Genomic DNA, 18,364 nt, shown 5'->3' with positions numbered 1-18,364 from the left:
GACCGATGGACGCCACGCGCCCTTTACCTTCGCCGACCCGCGCCGATATGCGTCGTGGCGTGTTGTTCGCGCTCGCACTCGGCATGCCTGCGCTCGGCGGCATCGCCTGCGGCGAGCCGCTGCTGGGCGCCTTCGTCGCACTGGGTGGCCTGTTTGCGTTGACCATAGACCCCCGCGCGCGCGCCGTTTCGCGCACGGTCGCGGTGCTGGCGGGTGCCCTGCTGGTGATCGGCTGCGCGGCGCTGGGGCTCTGGTTTGCCGGCCATCGCTGGGCGGCGCTGTCCGCGCTGCTGCTGGTGAGCTTCCTCGCCGGCCAACCCAAGCCCGAGCACGCCTACCTGAGCCTGCTGGGCAAGTATGCGGCGTCTGCGCTGGTGCTGGCCGAGCTGGGGTTTCCGGCGACGATGGCGCTGGGCGTCGCTTACTTTGCAGGGGCGGTTCTTGCGCTCGCGCTCGCGCTGGCCGCCGGCTTCGAGCAGGCGACCGCATCCCCCTGGCGCGAGATCGGCGCGGTGCTGGGCGGCGACACCAACGGCCCCTTGTACGGGCTGACGCTGCCGCTGACCATCCTGCTGGGCACGCTCAGCGCCCAGGCGCTTGACTTCGTCGAGCCCGGCTGGGTTGCGCTGACCATCCTCTTTGTCATGCATGTTGACGACGCGCTGGCGTGGCGGCGCATCCGCGAGCGCATCATCGGCACCGTCGCCGGCGTGGCGCTTGCCTGGCTGCTACTCGTGTTCCTGCCGGGGAACTGGCCGCTGCTGGCGTCGATTGCCTTGCTATCGGCTGCGTATCCCTACGCCTTGCGTGCCGACTACCTGGCCTTCAGCGCGGTGGTGACCGCGCTCGTGTTGCTGCTGATCGACGTCGCCCGCCTGCCGGGCGGCGATCTCGGACTGGTTGGCTGGCGCTTGTGGGCGACCTTGCTGGGCTGTGCCTGGGTCGGCGCCTCGCTGGTGATCATGCACGCGTTGCGGCGTTTCATCCCGCGCTGGCGCTAAGCGGCAACTCGCCGAAAGGCCCGGTGCGTGCTATGATTCCGCCCCTTTGTCGTGACCCGTCACCTATAGCGCATGAGAGACCCCTGCGACCATTACACCGGCGACCTGATCGGCGGCCTGCGCAAGAAGCCGGGCCGCAAGCCGCTGGGCGAGCGCGCGATGACCGTGGCCGAGCGCAAGCGCCGCAGCCGCGAATTGCGCCGCCGCCGCCTGCAGGAGCTGTCGGTGACGGTCGAGCTCTCGCGCGAGGCGCAGAAGTCGCTCGACAAGATGATCGAGTGGTGGGGGGTCAGCAAGAAGGAGGCAATCAACCGGGCCTTGCTGATCGCCTGTGCGTCGCAAACCGGCCGGATCGGCACCCTGTTCGATACCGACCCCGCCTTTTACCAGCACCTACCCCCGGTTGACGCCAAGTCGGGCGGGGGCAGGCGCTGAGGCCTCAGGCGCCGACCCTGTCCAGGGTCTCGAAGTCGACCTGCGCGGCCTCCTCGAAGGCCGCGGTGCGCTGCTTGACGCGGATCTGGTATGCCTTGCCGTTGGCGCTGAAAATCAGCGGCAGGTCCTGCCTGGCCAGCCGCTCGGGGATCAGCAGCATCCTCGCCGAATTGCGCGCGTTGGCCTGGGTGACATAGAGCGCAGGCAGCGGCGCCGAGTTCTCCCCGGGCTCGCCTTCGGACAGGCCGACCACCAGCGGGTTCTCCGCGATGATCTCGACCCCGACGCGGGTGCCGCCTTCGGCCAGCCGCTGAATGCGGCGGATCATGCCCAGCGTGCTGTCCAGCGAGGCGCTGGACAGCCAGATCAGGCGGCCGAGCTTCAACTGGTCGATGTCGCGGCCGAGAAATACCAGGCCGACGCCGGTCGGGCTCACGTCGCTGATCTTCCAGTTGTCTTCCTGCGCGCTGCCGGCGCCCTGGTAGAGCTTGAGTGCGAGGGCGATGCGTTCGAGGCCAACCTCGACGCGGGCGTCGGTATAGGTCGTCGTGCGCTCGTGGCGGCGCATCGACTTGCCGCCGTCCTGGCTCCAGCGGGTAGACAGTTTCTCCAGCAGCAACTGCCAGTCAGGCTCGGCAAGCCTGGGGACCGCAGTGAGCAGGCTGTCTGGGATCTTCTGCTCGAAGGCCAGCATCAGGTCGGCCAACCGGTTAAGGACAGACTCGCCAGACCAGTAGCGGCAACCATTGCCGGTGGTGCCGCGGCGCATCAGTTGCGGCGGCTGCGGCTTGTCGAGGTTGATCACGTACTGGAAGTCGGTCGCGACCGGGTCCCGCGTCAGGTGGACTTCCTCAATCAGGCGCTGCAGCAGGCGGTCGACCCCCTCGATCTCTTGCGGCAGCAGGTTGTCGGTCTGCGCCAGATGCAGCATCGCCGCACGGATCAGCGTCGCCTCGCAACTGGCGGGGCTTTGCGTCTCGTACGCGCGGATGGCTTCGCGGGCAAAACCCTGCGATTCGGCAAATGCGTAGATGTGGTAAGCCTGCTGCCAGGTCGACCCGTCGGCGGACAGGTAGCGCAGGGCGCTCCACTTGATCAGGCTGAGCTGGTGCTGCAGCGCGCGCAACGCGCACTGCTTGAGCGCGCCGTCGGTCGGCACCTTGCCGCGCTGCGCCTGGCGCAGGCAGATCTGGTAGCCGTTGGAGAGCTCGGACAGGTAGGACAGGATGCTCGGCAGGTGCAGCTGCGGGCGGCCGGTGTTGGCCAACAGGTCGCGGCAGATCTTCTCGTGGAAGCTGTACGCCTTGTCGTCGACGTAAGCGAGTGCCTGCATGCGCTCGGGCAGCGGCACCTCGACGTCGGCGTTGAGCTTGGCGACCGCCTTGATGATTTCGATGAAGGTACTGTAGAACTCGGCCTCGGGCAGGTTCTTGGCAAGCTGGGTGACGCTGGTGGCCGTGGCGTGGGACGTCGAACCACGACCGGCGAGCGTGCCGAAAAAAGCCTTGAGGTCAAACATATCGTAAGATACTCGCTGTCTACAGTTTTTTTTAAGAATAGGCGATTCTACCCGTTTGCCGCCTTGCCGCGAAGGGATGCGCCGCCGTTAATCGCCATGAAACGCTTACTGATTGTTGCAATCCTGCTCGGGCGGTTCGCCAGTTCGGCGCTGGCCGCGGATGCGGCCCCGGCGCCGCGGATCGGCGTCGTGCTGGGCGGCGGCGGCGCGCGGGGCTTTGCCCACCTAGGCGTACTGCAGGAACTCGACCGCCTGGGCATCCCGATCAGCTGCATCGCCGGCACCAGCGCAGGCGCCCTGATCGGCGGCATCTACGCGAGCGGCCAGCCGCTGGACAGGCTGGAGGAAACCTTCGCGCACACCGACTGGGACCAGCTGACGTCCGGCAAACCCAGGCGCGAGGACGTACCCTTTTCGCGCAAGCGCGAGGATGTCCGCAACTACCTAGACCTGAGCGTAGGCATCGAGGACGGCAAGCTCAAGCTGCCGCGCGGCGCGATCAACTCGCAGCCTGTCGACCTCTATATCCGCTACCTGACCCAGGGCATTCCGGCCGGCGACTTCGACCGGTTGCCCATCCCGTTCAGGGCGGTGGCGACCGACCTTGCCAACGGCGACGCCGTCGTTTTCGACAAGGGAGACCTCGCGACTGCCTTGCGTGCCAGCATGGCGGTGCCGGGCGTGTTCGACGCGGTCGAAGTCGACGGGCGCTTGCTGGTGGACGGCCTGCTCGCGCGCAACCTGCCGGTGTCCGACATCAAGGGGCGCTGCGCGGACGTGGTGATCGCCGTCGACGTCGGCGAGCCGCTGAAGAAGACCGAAGACATCCGCTCGTGGTTCGACGTGCTCACCCAGAGCCTGAATTTCGGCGTCAGCCGCAACGTCGCCGAGCAGAAGAAGCTGCTGGGCCCGGACGACATCCTGATCACGCCCGCGCTGGGCGACACGCCGGTCACCGCGTTTGCAGACAGCCCGCGCATCGTCGAGGCCGGTCGGGCCGCAGTGCGCGCGCAGGCGGCACAACTGGCACGCTACGCGGCAGACCCCGCGGCCTACCAGCTCTGGAGGGCTTCGCTCCCGCAAACGACGCCGGGGCGGATTGAATCGGTCAAGGTCGACGCGCCTGCCGGCCGCAGCCGGCGCCTGCTCGAGGACAAGCTGGCCGTGCCCGCGGGTGGCCAGTCGCAATCGGCCTTTCTCGCCAATTTGCAGGACGTGTTCGCCGAGGGCGACTACGACCGGCTCGCCTACCGCGTCGAGGGCGACAATGGCGAGCGCGCCGTCGTCACGCCGAAGCCGCGTGCGACCGGACCCGACCTGTTGCGTTTTGGCGTCAGCATGGAAGGGGCCAGCAACGGCGACGCGACCTTCGCGGTACTGGCGAGCCACCGGCGCACCTGGGTGAACGAGGCGGGGGCGACCTGGTTCAACGAGGCGAGGATAGGCGAGAGCCTGTATTTCGGCAGCGAGCTCTACCAGCCGCTGAGCCCGACTTCCCCGTTCTTCCTTGCCGGCGGTTTGCGCGTGAGCAAGGATGCCTTCTCGCTGTATACGCCAGAGCACGACCGCCGCGCCGACCTGAGCCTGCGCGACTCGCGGGTGTCGCTGGCCTCTGGCGTCGCGCTGGGGCGTTACGGCGAATGGCGGCTGGGTCTCTTCAGGGGGCAGGTCGATACCGGGCTCAGAGTCGGCGACCCGGGCGAGTTTCCTAGCGCGAGCTACCGGCTGGGCGGTGTGGAGACCCGGCTGACGATCGACCAGGTCGACAATCCGCGCTGGCCGCGCAATGGCTACGCGGTAAGGGTCGACGTGCAGCGCGCGCTGCCTGACTGGAGCGCGAAAGACTACGAACAGCTGGTCAGCTACGACACCGGCTTCGATTACGTGCACACCACGGGCGCAGACCTGACCTGGCGGCTGACCGGCAAGGCCCGCGGCAGCACGCAGGAAGGCGCCAACATCGCCTCGCTCGGCGGCTTCCTCAACCTGTCGGGCTACCAGAACGACGAACTGCTCGGCCAGCGCGCGGCGCTGGCGCGGCTGATGGGCTACTGGCGGGTCGCCTCGCTGCCCTCCGCGCTGGGTACCGGCATCTACGTCGGCGCGTCGGCCGAGGTCGGCCGTATCTGGAACGGCCTGTGGGACGGCAAGGACAGCGAGTGGCTGCCGGCCGCCTCGGCCTTCGTCGGTGCGGACACCCTGTTCGGTCCGCTGTTCCTCGGGGTCGGTAACGGCAGGGGCGGGCGCTGGACGGCCTATTTCTACCTCGGGGCAGACTACTGAGCCTCTCCGGCGGCTTGACGAGGCAATGTTATAGTATAACAATCGCGTGTTTCGATCCGACCGGAACGCGCCGATGAACACAAGCGACTATCTGGCCGCCGCCGACGCCACCTGCGCGGCGAGCGGCACCAGGCTGACCGCGTTGCGCCGCCGTGTGCTCGAGCTGGTGCTGGGCTACCCCGGGGTGGTCAAGGCCTACCAGGTGCTCGCCGACTTGCAGGCCGAGCGCGGTGTCGTCGCGCCCCCCACCGTCTACCGCGCGCTCGACTATCTGGCGCAGCAGGGCATGCTGCACCGGGTGGACGCGCTCAACGGCTATATCGTCTGCCACCATTTCGAGTGCAGCCACCGCGCGTTGATCCTCGCCTGCGAGCGTTGCGGCAAGGTCACCGAACTCTCCGGCGACGACGCCTTCGCCGCGCTGTCGGCCTCGGCCAGCGCCGCCGGTTTCGTGCCGCGCGAACAGACGCTGGTGCTCACCGGTTGCTGCAAGGAGTGCGCATGAACAAGACCCCGATCAACCTGATCACCGGCTTCCTGGGCGTGGGCAAGACCACGGCCCTGCGCCACCTGCTCGCGAACCGTCCGGCCGGCGAGCGCTGGGCGGTCATCGTCAACGAATTCGGCGAAATCGGCATCGACGGTGCTGTCCTTGACGACGGCGAATTGCCCGTCGCCGAGATCGCCGGCGGCTGCCTGTGCTGCGCGGCCGGCCCGCAATTGACGGTGACGGTCGCCAACCTGATCCGCCGCCACCGCCCGCAGCGACTGCTGATCGAGGCGAGCGGGCTCGCGCACGCGGCCGGCGTGATCGACGAACTGCGAGAGAAGCCGCTCGCTGACGGCGTCGAGGTCGCCGCGACGCTGACGCTGGTCGACCCGCGCCAGTTCGTCGACCCCGGCTACGCCCGCAACCCGCTGTACCGCGACCAGATCGCCGTCGCCGACGTCCTTATCGCGACCAAGTGCGACCTGGCCGACGCGACGACGCTTGAGCGTTTCGCCCAACAGGCGGCCGCGCTGTTTCCGGCCAAGGCGCTTGTCGCAGAGGTATCCAACGGCGCGGCCGACCCTGTCTGGCTTGCCATGCCCGCTGCACCGCGCCCGCGTTACCGGCCGGCCGTGCCCAGCGGCGAGACGGGGGGCTGGGTAAGCGCCGGCTGGTCGTTCGCCGCGGACCGCGACTTCAACGGCGAGCGTTTGACCGCGTTTTTCGACGAATTGCCGGGCCGGGTGCCCGGACTGGTCCGCGCCAAGGGCGTGTTCCGCGTGCTGGGTAGCTGGGTGTGGCTTAACTGGAGCGCCGGGCAATGGGGGGCAAGCCAGTTCGCGTGGCGGCGCGACAGCCGTTTCGAGTTGATCGCACCGGCCATCGATGAGGCGACCCTCGAGGCCGCGCTCGCCGGGTGCCTGGAGCCGGAGGCTCAGCCATGAGCGCGAACCACCGTCCGCTGCGCACCTTGTTGATGCGCTCTGCGCTCGAGCGTTTGCTGGGCGCCGCCGTGCTGCTGGCCCTGTTGTGGCTGCTCGTATTCTGGGCACTGGGAGAGGTCGCGTGAAGATCATCCTCGACAACCTGACCGTCTCCTACCGCCGCCACCCGGCGGTCCACCACGCCAGCGGCACCTTCGCCGAGGGCGAGGCGACCGCCATCTTCGGCCCCAACGGCGCTGGCAAGAGCACGCTGCTCAAGACCATGATCGGTGCGTTGAGGCCGGACGAGGGGCATGTCCGCTTTGACGGCGGCTCACTCGCCGATATCGCGTACCTGCCGCAGCAGTCGGAAATCGACCGCTCCTTGCCGGTGACGGTGACCGACCTGGTCGCCACCGGCCTGTGGCGGCGCACCGGCGCCTTCGGCGGTGTCGACACGGCCTCGCTTGCCAGGGTCAGCGAGGCGCTGGCGACCGTCGGCCTGTCCGGTTTCGCCTCGCGGACCATCGATGCGCTCTCCAACGGCCAGTTCCAGCGCGTGCTGTTCGCCCGCATCCTGGTGCAGGACGCCCGGCTGATCCTGCTCGACGAGCCCTTCAACGCGGTCGACGCCAAGACCACCTTCGACCTGCTCGAACTGGTACGGCGCTGGAAAGAAGAGGGCCGCACGGTGGTCGCCGTGCTGCACGACTACGAACAGGTGCGCGCCTATTTCGCGCAGACCCTGCTGTTGGCGCGCGAAGTGGTTGCGTGGGGCGCGACCGCGTCGGTGCTCACCGACGACAACCTGCGCCGCGCGCTCGACAAGGTCGCCGTCTGGCACGCGCACGCGCCGGTCTGCGAAACCGCCAGGGAGGGGGCATGATCCTGCACATGCTGTACGAGACGCTGATCGCGCCGTTTGCCGAATTCGCCTTCATGCGCCGTGCGCTGGTCGCGTCAGTCGCGCTGGCGCTGGGCTCTGCACCGATCGGCCTGTTGCTGGTGATGCGCCGCATGAGCCTGATGGGCGACGCGATGAGCCACGCGGTGCTGCCGGGCGCCGCCATCGGCTTCATGCTGGCCGGCCTTTCCCTGCCCGCGATGAGCATCGGCGGCTTTGTCGCCGGCGTGCTGGTCGCCGCGCTCGCCGGCATCGCCACCCGCTACACCTCGGTGCGCGAGGACGCGAGCTTCGCCGCCTTCTACCTGATGTCGCTGGCGGCGGGCGTGCTGCTCGTGTCGGTCAGCGGCAGCAACGTCGACTTGATGCACATCCTGTTCGGCTCGGTGCTCGCCGTCGACGACGCGGCGCTGCTCCTGGTCGCCTCCGTCGCGACGGTGACGCTGCTCACGCTGGCCGTGATCTGGCGCGCGCTCCTGATCGAGTGCCTGGACCCGGTGTTCCTCTTCTCGATGCGCGGGCACGGGCCGTGGTGGCACCAGCTCTTCCTGCTGCTGGTGGTGCTTAACCTGGTCGCTGGCTTCCAGGCGCTGGGCACCCTGATGGCGGTCGGCCTGATGATGCTGCCCGCGATCAGCGCCCGGCTATGGGCGCGCAGCGTGGGCGGCATGCTGGTCGCATCGGTTCTGATCGCGACAGTCAGCGGCGTGGGCGGCCTGTTGCTGTCCTATCACGTCGAGTTGCCGTCCGGCCCCGCGATCATCCTGCTCGCCGGCGTGATCTATTTGTTGTCGCTGCTGGTCGGCAAGCAAGGTGGCGCCTTGCCGCGCTACCTACGCGGGCGCCATCTCGCCGAGTAGCTGCGGCGACCCCCATTCATTGGAATCCAAATGAAAAAAAATCTGTTGTTATGCGCCGTGTTCGCGTTGGCGGGCACGGCTTGGGCCGCGGCGCCCATGCCGGTTGTTGCGAGCTTCAGCATCCTCGCCGACCTGACCCGCGAAGTAGGCGGGGAGCGGGTCGACGTGGTGCCGCTGGTTGGCGCCGACCAGGACGCGCACGTCTACCAGCCGCGGCCGGCCGACGTGAAGAAACTGGGTGCGGCGAAGGTCTTCGTCGTCAACGGGCTGGGCTACGAGGGCTGGGTCAGCCGGCTGGCGAAGACCTCAGGCTTCAAGGGCGTCAACATCGTCGCGACCCAGGGGGTAAAACCCCTGCAAGCCGGGCACGACGATCACGGCCATGACCACGGCGGTGTCGACCCGCATGCCTGGCACGATCCAAAACGCGTGGTTCAGTACGTGAAGAATATCGAAGCGGGGCTCGCCAAGGCGGACCCGGCCGGGCGCGACTATTACCGCACCCGCGCTGCCGCGTATACGCAAAAAGTCGAGGCGGCCGACGCGTGGGCGGCGAAAGCGTTCGCGGCCGTGCCGGCCGCGCAACGCAAGGTGCTGACCTCGCACGACGCGTTCGCCTACCTTGGGGACCGCTACCAGATCCGCTTCCTGTCCCCGCGCGGCGTCTCGACCGAGGCCGAGGCGTCGGCGAAGACGGTCGCCACCCTGATCCGGCAGGTCAGGCAGGACAAGGTGAAGGCCGTGTTTGTCGAAAACATGAGCGACCCGCGCCTGATCGAGCAGCTGTCGCGTGAGGCTGGCGTCAAGGTCGGCGGCCGGCTGTACTCGGATGCGCTCGCCGGCAGCGCGCCGGCCAACAGCTACCTCGGCCTGTTCCGCACCAACGTCGGCGCCATCGTCAGTGCGCTGCGCTGATTAACAGGCGTGCCAGCGGCCACGCGCCGCTGGCGACTACCGCCAGGCCGGCCACACGGCGCAGCCAGGGTTTTTGCAGCCAGGCGCGCAAGCGGCTGGCAAACCAGCCCATCAGCAGCAGGTTGGGCAGTGTGCCGGCGCCGAAGGCCAGCATGGCCAGCGCGCCGCCGGATGCGCTGCCGCTGGCCAGCGCCGAGAGCGACGCGCTATAGACCAGCCCGCAAGGCAGCCAGCCCCATAAGGCGCCGACCAGTAGCGCCTGCTGCGGCGAGCGTACCGGGATCAGCTTGCGCGCGAGTGGCTGCAGGCGCCGCCACAAGGGCACGCCCAGTCGCTCGATGCGCGTGGTCCACCCCGACCAGCCGGCGATATACAGGCCCATCAGCACGATCACCAGGTTGGCGACCACGAAGAGCGCGACGCGCACGCTGGTAAACGCGGCGTGTTCCAGGAGAAGTGCGCCGGCAGCGCCGAGCAGGGCGCCAACGAGCGTGTAGCTGGCGACGCGCCCCGTGTTGTAGCCAAGCAGCAGCGGCCACGGCACGCGCCCTTGTCCGCCGGCGCTCAGCGCGGCGACGATGCCGCCGCACATGCCAAGACAGTGGCCACCGCCGAGCAGGCCTGCCATCAGCAAGGCAAGGTAACTGGTTTCGAGCATGGTCAGTCCGGAGAAACCCGCATTTTAACAGCGAAGTTGACGCTAGACTTCACGTTGGCTTGTCTATAACGCATGAGATACCCATTCGGGAAATCTGGGGTTGTTGCAAATGGGAGGCCTTTCATTTGCATTGACTGATTTTCAAGGGATAATTGACAGAGCTTCGTCAGCAGCGCATGCCGGCGGTTAATGGAACAGGAGACACTATGAAACCCGTCGTCGTCGAGAAACTGGGCTCGACCGCGATCGTCACGATCGCACACACGCCGGTCAACACGCTGAACGAGCAGGTGCTGCTCGAGATCGAGCAGACGGTCGGGCAACTGGCGCTGGACGAACACGTCCGGGCCATCGTCCTCACCGGTGCCGGCGAACAGTATTTCTGCGCGGGCATCGACATGACCATGTTCATCAGCGGCGACAAGGCGCATGCAGCCGAAGTGGTCGACGCCTTCCGCCGCGCTCAAGGCGCGATCAAGTCGTTCGCCGGGGTGACCATCGCCGCGATCAACGGTTACGCCTTGGGCGGCGGTCTTGAGCTTGCGCTCAGTTGTGATTACATGGTCGCCGAGCGCGGCGCGGTGCTGGGCATGCCCGAGGCAAGCGCGGGGCTGGTGCCCTTTGGCGGCGGCAGCAAGTCACTCGCGCAGAAGGTCGGACTCGCCTGGGCCAAGCGCATGATGCTCGGCGGCGAGACGCTGGACGCGGGCAAGGCGTACGACATCGGCCTGATCGAGGAGGTGGTCGAGCCTGGCTTCTCGAAAATCGTCGCGGTCAGCCTTGCCGGCAAGGTCGCGCGGCAGGGCGAGCAGGCAGTCATCCTGACCCGCAAACTGATCGACGACAGCGTCTCGCACGACATGGACGCCCAGCTTGCCGCCGAAAAGTCGGCCTTCATCAGCCTGGTCGGCAGTGCCGAGCAACTGGAAGGCGTGCACGCTTTCCTCGAAAAACGCAGTCCGTCTTGGGTGGTCGAGGACGAGGATTAAGCCCAGACCAGCACGAGCCAGCTCACCAGCTGACGCAGGGGCTCGGCCACCGCAGCCGCCATCGCGCAAAACAGCGCGCAGCCGGCCAGCGCCACATGGCTGACCGAGCGCCCGTCACTGCACGCGCCAAGGAAAGCCCAGCCTGCGTACAGGATGGCCGCCGTCGCGCCGGGCGAGAACAGGTAGGTCGCGAGCAGAGACGGGGTGTGCAGCGCGCCCAGCAGGATCCCCGTTTGGCCAGCGACGCAAGCGAGCAGGAACAAGGCGCCGCGCCCCGAGAGCTGCGTGCGGGTCAGGCCCGGGCGCACGCAGGCGGGCAGCCAGATCAGCGCGAACAGTGCGAGCCACAGGTAACCGTAACTTAAGGGCAGCAACCAGCGGCCGGACTGCCAGGGCAGTAGCGTATCGAATGCACCGGCGAGCAACAGGTAAGCACTGCCAGCTGCCAGCAACAACAAGCCATGCGGGCGGGCGCGTGACAGGCACAGGCCGTGCAGCGCGTACAGGACGGGCAGTGCGGCCAGCAACCAGTGCGCCGCGATGCCCGTCAGGACGCGCGGGTCCGCCACAGCGCCGCCGACAGCAGCTCGGCAATCCGCACCAGATAGTCGGTGGCGACACCGGCACAAAAGCGTCGGCTGTCTTCACTCGCGAATACGGCAAGGCCGAAGGCCGTGCCGTCCGGGCTTCTTAACGTAGCCAAAGCGAACGACTCGGGCGCCGGGCCTGCCGGCAGCAGGGCGATCACGCGCTCGCTGGCGTAAGGGCCGCAGTAGGGCGCCGAGAGCCGTTCGGCGTAATCGGCAAGCGGGTCGGCTGCACCAGGGAAAAGGTGCAAAGCCGTACGCGGCAGCCCGAAGGTTTCGGCAAAGCAGGTGAGCGACGCCCGGATGCAGGCATCCTGGCTGTCGGCGCCCGCAAGCAGGCAGGCGAGCCTGTGCAGGCGTGCGAGCAATATATCGTTCTCGCGGGCCCGCTCGAGCAGGGTGTCCAGCTCGTCACCCAACTGGGCGACGCGGCCTTGCCAGGCCCGCAGTTGCAGTTGGGAGAGCGGCAAGACCTTGCCTTCACCCACGGTGATCGGCAAGTTGGCGTGCTCGCGCACGAAATCGGGGTTGGCCTGCAGCCACGCGCGTACCTGGGCTTCCTGCATCGCTCAAACCTCGACTTCGCCGGTGAACACCGTGACGGCGGGGCCGGTCATCCGTACCGGCGTGTCGTCGCCTTGCCAGCTGATAGTGAGGTCGCCGCCACGGGTGTGCACCTTGACTTCATTCTCGAGCAGCCCCTGGCGGATGCCGGCGACCACCGCCGCGCAGGCGCCAGTGCCGCAGGCGAAGGTTTCGCCTGCGCCGCGCTCAAACACGCGCAGGCGGATTTCGGTGCGGTTCAACACCTGCATGAAACCTGCATTGACGCGCTGCGGGAAGCACGGGTGCGACTCGACGCGCGGCCCGACATCGCCGACCGGGTAGCTATCCACGTCATCGACCACGATCACCGCGTGCGGGTTGCCCATCGATACGCAACTGACCTCGACGGCCTCGCTGCCGAGGTTCAGCGGGTAGCGCAGCCCTGGCGCCTCGGCGACAAACGGGATCTCTTCCGGCGCGAAGCGGGGCCGCCCCATGTCGACGCTGATCGCGCCTTGCGCGTCCATTTCCGGCACGATCACGCCGCGCTGTGTTTCCACCCGGAGCGCGCGCTTGTTGGTCAGCCGCTGCTCTGTCACGAATTTCACGAAACAGCGCGCTCCGTTGCCGCATTGCTCGACTTCGCCGCCGTCGTTATTGAAGATGCGGTAGCGGAAGTCGTTGTCCGCCGACTCGGGCGACTCGACCAGCAATAGCTGGTCGAAACCGACGCCGAAGTGGCGGTCGCCCAGCTGGCGGATTTTTTCCGTGGTAAGGGTGACGGTCTGGCGCACGCCATCGATGACGATGAAGTCGTTGCCTAGCCCGTGCATCTTGCTGAATTTTACTTTCATGCATGCGGCCCGATTGAGACAGCCGACATCATAAACGATGTTGCCGCACTGCGGCACTTAACGACATCGGCATTGACAGCTTACTGACCGGTAAGTAGAGTCGCCGCATGAAATGCGACCCGTCCGCACGCGGCGATACGCGCCGCAAGATCCTCGACCTCGCCGAAGGGCTGTTCCTTTCGCGCGGCTTCGCCGCCTTGAGCTACCAGCAGGTCAGCAAGGTGCTCGGCGTACGCAACGCAGCCATCCACTACCATTTTCCGCACAAGACCGACCTGGGCGTCGCGCTGATCCAGCGCTACCGCCGCCGCTTCGAGCGCTTTGTCGAAAGCCAGGCGGAACTCGGGGCGGTCGAGCAGCTCATCAACTATTTCGAGCTGTCGACCGTCTATTTCAGCCGCGACCGGCAGATCTGCCCGAGCGGCGTGCTGTCGACCGAATATCCTGCCTTGCCGGACGAGATGCAGCAGGAGGCGCTGGGCTTTGTCGGGCAGATGCGTGCGTGGGCGGTCGCCATCGCGGGCAAGGGCAGGGCGGAGGGCTGCATGCGCTACCCGGGCGAGCCCGAGGCGATGGGGCTTTTGATGTTCAGCGCGCTACAAGGCGCGCTGCAGCTCGCACGCGTCGAGCCTGACGTGCTGCTTGCAGTGAAGGCGCAGATTTGCCGGCTGCTGGACCTGCCGCCTGACGCCATCGACGCGGGCAGCACCACACCATAACAAGACGCCAAACAACCGGGCTTCGCGCCCGCACACGGGGAAATCCATGGCCTTTGTCCAAAACCGCATGAGCCGGATCGCCGGCAAGACCCGCGCCCTGCCGGCATCGCTGCGCAGCATGGTACTCAGCCGCGTGTTCGGCCGCGTCGTGCCGTTCCTTTCAACGGCGGGGGTGCGTTTCGAGGAAGTCGGCAGCCACCGCCTCGCCGTCTCGATCGCCAACCGCCGCCGCGCGCAGAACCATATCCGCGGCGTGCACGCGGCAGCGATGGCGCTACTGGCGGAAACCGCGACCGGCTTCGTGGTCGGCATGAACATGCCCGACGACAAGCTGATGCTGCTCAAGTCGATGCACGTCGACTACCTGAAGCGTTCGCAAGGCGCGATGCGCGCGGTCGCCACCTTGCGCGACGACGACATCGTGCGCTTTCACCACGAGGAGCGCGGCGAGATCAAGGTGCCGGTCACCGTGACCGACGAATCCGGGCAGGCGCCGATCGAATGTACGATGGTCTGGGCCTGGCTGCCCAAGAAGAGGGAGGAGAAATGAGCGAAACAAACAAGGGCTGCGCGGAGGTGCCCGCGCTGGAGACGTTCCGGGTCGAGCTGGTCGGCCAGGTCGCACATGTGCGCTTCGCGCGCGCCGACAAGGCCAACGCGCTGAACGAGACGATGTGGCGAGAACTGGGCGAGGCCTTCGCCTGGTGTGACGAGACGCCTGAAGTGCGCGCCGTGGTGCTGTCCGGCGAAGGGCGGCATTTTTCCTCGGGCATCGACCTCTCCATGCTGATAGGCGTGCAGCAGGCCGTCGCCGACAAGTGCGACACGCGCAAACGCGAGAAACTGCGCAAGCTGATCCTGCAACTGCAAGACAGCGTCAGCAGCCTGGAGATGTGCGGCAAGCCGGTGATCGCCGCGATCCACGGCGCTTGTGTCGGAGGCGGGCTGGATATCGCGCTGGCGGCCGACTTCCGGTACGCGAGCCGCGACGCGGTGTTCAGCGTTAAGGAAGTCGACATGGGCATGGTGGCCGACGTCGGCACCTTGCAGCGGCTGCACCATGTGGTCGGCCAAGGCGTCGCGCGCGAAATGGCGCTGACCGGTTGCGACGTGGACGCTAGCCAGGCGCTGTCGTGGGGGCTTATCAACCGGGTGTTCGATGACGCGCAGTCGCTGATCGACGCCGCGCTGTCGGTAGCGGCGTCGATCGCCGCCAAGAGTCCGGTCGCGGTGCGCGGCAGCAAGCACGTGATCAACTACAGCCGCGACCACAGCGTCGCCGACGGCCTGCAATATATCGCGACGTGGAACGCGGCGATGCTGATGTCGGAAGACATCCAGCAGGCGATGATGGCGTCGATGAGCCGGCAGGTGCCGCAATTCCGAGACTGAAGTCTTGTAGGGTGCGGGCGGCGCGGAATGCGCCGCCCTTTATTCTGACCTATGACTTCGCATAATGTACATTATGTAAAATAATGTGGCTGTTCTCGTGGAGCTATGCTGCCCGTCTTCATGCGTAGTAACCGGCTACTACCCTGCGGCCTGCTGAAACCGGCATGCTCCTGCCGAGGCTGCCGCACCCGCTGCGGGCGGCCTCTAGCCGATACAACAACATGGAGAACACCGATGAGCAAGCGCATCCTGATTATCTGCGGCGACTACGTCGAAGACTACGAATTGATGGTGCCTTTCCAGACGCTGCAGGCCTTCGGCCACCACGTCGACGCGGTCTGTCCCGGCAAGGCCAGTGGCGAGCAGGTCCGCACCGCGATCCACGACTTCGAGGGCGACCAGACGTACAGCGAAAAGCGCGGCCACAATTTCACGCTGAACGCGAGCTTCGACGAGGTCGACGTTGCTTCGTACGACGCGTTGCTGGTGCCCGGTGGCCGTGCGCCCGAGTATCTGCGGCTCAACGCGCGCGTGCTGGACATCGTGCGCACGATGGTCGACGCGGGCAAGCCCATCGCCGCCATCTGCCATGGCGCGCAATTGCTGACGGCGGCCGAAGTGGTGCGTGGCCGCCGCATCTCGGCCTATCCGGCCTGTGCGCCCGAGGTCACGCAGGCCGGTGGCGAATATGTGGGTATCGGCCTTGCCGAGGCGCTGGTCGACGGGCAGTTCGTGACCGCGCCGGCCTGGCCTGCGCACCCCGCTTGGCTCAAGGCCTTCAACGCACTGCTTGGCTGAGCCTGCGCTCAAGGTAGGTCGTGCAGACGACGCGCAGCAAGGAGGCGAGGTTGCCGACCTCGCCCCTTCGCTGCGTGACTTCCGACTGGAGTTCGGCAATGAACGAGCTGGTCTTGCGCCCTTCCCCATCAGCCATCTCGTCGAGCAGTTGCCAGAAGCGGCGTTCGAGGCGGACGCTGGTCACCTGGCCTTGTAGGCGTAGCGAACGGGACTGCACCTCGTAGAGGGAAGGATCGGTCGAAGCGTAGAGTTCGCACATGGACGCACCTGCGAGGCGGCTGGGAGCAGGCAGTCTGCCAGTCTTGCGGCGCCTCCGGCAACTCTATTGTCATGATGGACTTGATGCGATCCCGCACGCCCTCTTCCCGCTAAGCGCCGGTAAACGTGTCCCAGGCCAGCTTGCAGATCAGCGTGCTGGTCAGCAGCAAAAAGAGGATGCGCACGAAGCCGGCGCCCTTGGTGATCGCCAGCCGGGTGCCGACCATCGCGCCGGCCATATTGCACGCGGCCATCGGCAGCGCGTACGCGAAAATCACGTTGCCGCTGGGGATGAAGAACAGCAGCGCGGCGACGTTGGTCGACAGGTTGACCACCTTGGCCGACGCGGATGCGTGCAGGAAGTCGAACGCGAAGAAGCGAATGAACAGGAACATCAGGAAGCTGCCGGTGCCCGGCCCGAACAGGCCGTCGTAAAAGCCGATCGCGCCGCCGATCAGCACGCCGAGCGCCATTTCACGGCGTCCGATGGCCACCGGCTTGTGCAGCTTGCCGAAATCCTTCTTCCATAGCGTGTAGACCGCCATCACCACCAGCAGCACCAGTACCATCGGCCGCAATAGCGCCTTGGGCAGCAGGCTGACCGCAGCCGCCCCTGCAAACGACATCACGAAGGCGGCGATGGCGGCCGGCAGCACCAGCGGCCACGCGATGTTCACCCGGCGCAGGTAGCTGCGCGCCGCCGACAGGGTGCCGACCGCCGAGGCGAACTTGTTGGTGCCGAACAGCGTCGGCGCGGAGACTTGCGGTAGCGCGTTGAAGAGCGCCGGGATCTGGATCAGGCCGCCGCCGCCGACGGCCGCGTCGATCAGCCCAGCCATGAAGGCGAATACGCACAGGAAGGAAAGGGTCAGCATGGGGGTGTTGGCGTGATGAGTACGATATTCTATGCCATAACGCTGCGCTGCCTTCGCACTTTATTGCTTCAAAATGGTCTAAGAAACATGGAGCGACCCATGAACTAGGAGCACGCCATGAGCAGACGTTACCCCCTGCCCGAACAGGCGCCGGAAGAGGAAGAGGGAATGGACACGATCGTGCCGGCCTATCAGCGTTTCGAGAGCCAGATCACCGCGCGCCAGATTTCGTTCTACCTGTCCGGCGAGATCCTCGAGCCGCGCTATTACGCGGAAATCCTTTACACGCTGCGCACGGCGAGCGAGCACGACGTGGTGTTCTTCCACCTGAATACGCCGGGCGGTAACTTCGACAGCGGGCTGCAACTGATCAACAACATGCTGGCGACCCGCGCGCACGTGGTGACCGTGCTCGAGGCGCGCGCGTACTCGATGGGTGCCCTGCTCTTCCTGTCGGGCGACGAATTGATCGTGCACGACAACTGCCAGCTGATGTTCCACAACTACACCTCGGCGCTGATGGGCAAGGGCAACGAGCAGCAGGCGCAGGTGCTGGCGATCGGCAAGTGGTTCGCCAAGGTGATGCAGAACATCTGCCTGCCCTTCCTCAAGGACGAGGAACTCGCGCGCATCCTGCGCGGTGAGGATATCTGGATGGAGTCGGAGGAGATCCGGCGCCGTCTGGTACGCATGCTGCCGGACGAGGCGGAAGACAAGCCCAAGCGTCGCGGCCGCAAGAGCCTGCCGGCGACGCTGGAGGCCGAAGCGGTTCCCTCCCCGACCGAGCCTGCCAAGAACAAGGCCTAGCCAGGTAGTGACGGGCGCGGGTCAGCCGGCCATCGCCGCAGGGTCGAAGTCGCACGGCGCGTTGTCGTGCTCCCACGGGCGCTCCCCCCTGCCCGCTTCCGCCTTCTTTAGCGCCGCCCTGCGCGCGGGCGTGTCAAACAGCGCGTCCCGGATCCGCGCGATGGCCGCGTACATGTCCTGCGGCCCCATCCGCGAGCGCGCGAGCACCCCGGGGCTGTAGGCGCAGTCGAACGCCCGGGTCAGGCGGTTGCCGGCGGCAAACTGCTGGTCGGGCTTCGCGTCGGCGAGCGTCGCCAGCTTCTGCCAGCTTCTCGCGACCTGCATCAACGCCGCGTGGGACACCCCTGAGTAATCCTGACGGATCATGCGCCCCACGTCGTCGCGGACCAGGTCGCCGTCCCGGTCCGGCGAAAACAGCCTGCCGGCCTCCTTGGCAGGCCGGGCCAGGCGCCCAAGCTCGGGCGCCGGCACCAGCGCTGCCAACGTGGCAAACACCGCCAGCAGCAACAAGACCTGCCACAGGCGCCGGCGCACGTGCAAGGAGGCCACGG

The 18,364-nt window shown here is 66.9% G+C and carries 23 protein-coding genes; 15 read left to right on the top strand and 8 right to left on the bottom strand.

Annotated features, from left to right (window positions below; translation table 11 throughout):
• The first annotated feature begins 5 nt into the window (after positions 1 to 5).
• Positions 6 to 1,001, top strand: a complete 996-nt coding sequence (locus tag E5K04_RS00705) for an FUSC family protein (protein ID WP_205700255.1) — start codon at positions 6 to 8, stop codon at positions 999 to 1,001.
• A gap of 72 nt (positions 1,002 to 1,073) precedes the next feature.
• Positions 1,074 to 1,436 (top strand): hypothetical protein, encoded by a 363-nt coding sequence (locus E5K04_RS00700; protein WP_136550977.1) that lies wholly within the window; start codon positions 1,074 to 1,076, stop codon positions 1,434 to 1,436.
• Positions 1,437 to 1,440: 4 nt separating this feature from the next.
• On the opposite strand, the gene E5K04_RS16610 is transcribed toward E5K04_RS00700, so the two are convergent.
• Entirely contained in the window at positions 1,441 to 2,955 is a 1,515-nt protein-coding gene (locus tag E5K04_RS16610) for a PilZ domain-containing protein (RefSeq protein ID WP_168929115.1), read from the bottom strand.
• 96 nt (positions 2,956 to 3,051) lie between these two features.
• Between E5K04_RS16610 and E5K04_RS00690 the strand changes: the two genes are divergently transcribed.
• From E5K04_RS00690 to E5K04_RS00665, 7 genes are all read left to right on the top strand, one after another.
• Positions 3,052 to 5,238 (top strand): patatin-like phospholipase family protein, encoded by a 2,187-nt coding sequence (locus E5K04_RS00690; protein WP_168929114.1) that lies wholly within the window; start codon positions 3,052 to 3,054, stop codon positions 5,236 to 5,238.
• Positions 5,239 to 5,311: 73 nt separating this feature from the next.
• On the top strand, positions 5,312 to 5,743 hold the full coding sequence (locus E5K04_RS00685; protein ID WP_136550974.1) for a Fur family transcriptional regulator: 432 nt from the start codon (positions 5,312 to 5,314) through the stop codon (positions 5,741 to 5,743).
• On the top strand, positions 5,740 to 6,672 hold the full coding sequence (locus tag E5K04_RS00680) for a CobW family GTP-binding protein (protein WP_136550973.1): 933 nt from the start codon (positions 5,740 to 5,742) through the stop codon (positions 6,670 to 6,672). Before E5K04_RS00685 ends, E5K04_RS00680 begins: the two co-directional genes overlap by 4 nt.
• Positions 6,669 to 6,797, top strand: coding sequence for a hypothetical protein (locus E5K04_RS16985; protein ID WP_268907619.1), 129 nt, complete (start codon positions 6,669 to 6,671; stop codon positions 6,795 to 6,797). Before E5K04_RS00680 ends, E5K04_RS16985 begins: the two co-directional genes overlap by 4 nt.
• Positions 6,794 to 7,537 (top strand): metal ABC transporter ATP-binding protein, encoded by a 744-nt coding sequence (locus E5K04_RS00675; protein ID WP_136550972.1) that lies wholly within the window; start codon positions 6,794 to 6,796, stop codon positions 7,535 to 7,537. The genes E5K04_RS16985 and E5K04_RS00675 overlap by 4 nt, the downstream gene beginning before the upstream one ends.
• A complete protein-coding gene (locus tag E5K04_RS00670; RefSeq protein WP_205700253.1) occupies positions 7,534 to 8,415 on the top strand; it encodes a metal ABC transporter permease in 882 nt (293 codons plus the stop codon). The genes E5K04_RS00675 and E5K04_RS00670 overlap by 4 nt, the downstream gene beginning before the upstream one ends.
• A 30-nt stretch (positions 8,416 to 8,445) precedes the next feature.
• The gene (locus E5K04_RS00665; protein WP_136550971.1) at positions 8,446 to 9,330 is read left to right on the top strand and encodes a metal ABC transporter solute-binding protein, Zn/Mn family; all 885 of its coding nucleotides are present in this window, start codon (positions 8,446 to 8,448) and stop codon (positions 9,328 to 9,330) included.
• Here the strand turns inward: E5K04_RS00665 and E5K04_RS00660 are convergent.
• The gene (locus E5K04_RS00660) at positions 9,314 to 9,988 is read right to left on the bottom strand and encodes a sulfite exporter TauE/SafE family protein (protein ID WP_136550970.1); all 675 of its coding nucleotides are present in this window, start codon (positions 9,986 to 9,988) and stop codon (positions 9,314 to 9,316) included. The genes E5K04_RS00665 and E5K04_RS00660 overlap by 17 nt on opposite strands.
• A 206-nt stretch (positions 9,989 to 10,194) precedes the next feature.
• Here E5K04_RS00660 and E5K04_RS00655 point away from each other — a divergent pair, with 206 nt between their 5' ends.
• Entirely contained in the window at positions 10,195 to 10,977 is a 783-nt protein-coding gene (locus tag E5K04_RS00655) for an enoyl-CoA hydratase (RefSeq protein ID WP_136550969.1), read from the top strand.
• Here the strand turns inward: E5K04_RS00655 and E5K04_RS00650 are convergent.
• Genes E5K04_RS00650 through dapF form a run of 3 tightly spaced genes read right to left on the bottom strand, consistent with a single transcriptional unit; the run spans position 10,974 to position 12,964 of the window.
• Positions 10,974 to 11,546, bottom strand: a complete 573-nt coding sequence (locus E5K04_RS00650) for a hypothetical protein (RefSeq protein WP_136550968.1) — start codon at positions 11,544 to 11,546, stop codon at positions 10,974 to 10,976. The genes E5K04_RS00655 and E5K04_RS00650 overlap by 4 nt on opposite strands.
• Positions 11,525 to 12,130, bottom strand: coding sequence for a DUF484 family protein (locus tag E5K04_RS00645; protein ID WP_136550967.1), 606 nt, complete (start codon positions 12,128 to 12,130; stop codon positions 11,525 to 11,527). The genes E5K04_RS00650 and E5K04_RS00645 overlap by 22 nt, the downstream gene beginning before the upstream one ends.
• Positions 12,131 to 12,133: 3 nt before the next feature.
• Positions 12,134 to 12,964: a diaminopimelate epimerase gene (gene dapF, locus E5K04_RS00640; RefSeq protein ID WP_136550966.1), complete on the bottom strand. Its 831-nt coding sequence runs from the start codon at positions 12,962 to 12,964 to the stop codon at positions 12,134 to 12,136.
• Positions 12,965 to 13,071: 107 nt separating this feature from the next.
• On the opposite strand from dapF, the gene E5K04_RS00635 reads away from it, so the two are divergent.
• The 4 genes from E5K04_RS00635 (at position 13,072) to E5K04_RS00620 (ending at position 15,873) form a co-directional block, all read left to right on the top strand.
• On the top strand, positions 13,072 to 13,683 hold the full coding sequence (locus tag E5K04_RS00635; RefSeq protein ID WP_136550965.1) for a TetR/AcrR family transcriptional regulator: 612 nt from the start codon (positions 13,072 to 13,074) through the stop codon (positions 13,681 to 13,683).
• A 46-nt stretch (positions 13,684 to 13,729) separates the two neighbouring features.
• On the top strand, positions 13,730 to 14,233 hold the full coding sequence (locus tag E5K04_RS00630; RefSeq protein ID WP_136550964.1) for a DUF4442 domain-containing protein: 504 nt from the start codon (positions 13,730 to 13,732) through the stop codon (positions 14,231 to 14,233).
• Complete coding sequence (locus tag E5K04_RS00625) at positions 14,230 to 15,075, top strand: crotonase/enoyl-CoA hydratase family protein (RefSeq protein ID WP_136550963.1); 846 nt, start codon at positions 14,230 to 14,232, stop codon at positions 15,073 to 15,075. The genes E5K04_RS00630 and E5K04_RS00625 overlap by 4 nt, the downstream gene beginning before the upstream one ends.
• A gap of 234 nt (positions 15,076 to 15,309) precedes the next feature.
• The gene (locus tag E5K04_RS00620) at positions 15,310 to 15,873 is read left to right on the top strand and encodes a DJ-1/PfpI family protein (RefSeq protein WP_136550962.1); all 564 of its coding nucleotides are present in this window, start codon (positions 15,310 to 15,312) and stop codon (positions 15,871 to 15,873) included.
• On the opposite strand, the gene E5K04_RS00615 is transcribed toward E5K04_RS00620, so the two are convergent.
• Positions 15,854 to 16,132 carry a ribbon-helix-helix domain-containing protein gene (locus E5K04_RS00615; protein WP_136550961.1) on the bottom strand — a complete coding sequence of 93 codons (279 nt, stop codon included), beginning with the start codon at positions 16,130 to 16,132 and terminating at the stop codon, positions 15,854 to 15,856. The two genes, E5K04_RS00620 and E5K04_RS00615, sit on opposite strands and share 20 nt — an antisense overlap.
• 109 nt (positions 16,133 to 16,241) lie before the next feature.
• The gene (locus tag E5K04_RS00610; protein WP_136550960.1) at positions 16,242 to 17,006 is read right to left on the bottom strand and encodes a sulfite exporter TauE/SafE family protein; all 765 of its coding nucleotides are present in this window, start codon (positions 17,004 to 17,006) and stop codon (positions 16,242 to 16,244) included.
• Positions 17,007 to 17,123: 117 nt separating this feature from the next.
• Between E5K04_RS00610 and E5K04_RS00605 the strand changes: the two genes are divergently transcribed.
• Positions 17,124 to 17,813, top strand: a complete 690-nt coding sequence (locus tag E5K04_RS00605) for a Clp protease ClpP (RefSeq protein ID WP_136550959.1) — start codon at positions 17,124 to 17,126, stop codon at positions 17,811 to 17,813.
• Between the two features lie 21 nt (positions 17,814 to 17,834).
• Here E5K04_RS00605 and E5K04_RS00600 read toward each other — a convergent pair whose 3' ends face one another.
• Positions 17,835 to 18,362 (bottom strand): hypothetical protein, encoded by a 528-nt coding sequence (locus tag E5K04_RS00600; RefSeq protein WP_136550958.1) that lies wholly within the window; start codon positions 18,360 to 18,362, stop codon positions 17,835 to 17,837.
• Between the last annotated feature and the right edge of the window lie 2 nt (positions 18,363 to 18,364).

The sequence above is a fragment of the Crenobacter intestini genome, from assembly GCF_004919095.1.
GTDB lineage: Bacteria > Pseudomonadota > Gammaproteobacteria > Burkholderiales > Chromobacteriaceae > Craterilacuibacter > Craterilacuibacter intestini.
The sequence above is the reverse complement of the archived record's forward strand: the minus strand, read 5'-3'. Positions and strand labels throughout refer to the sequence as shown.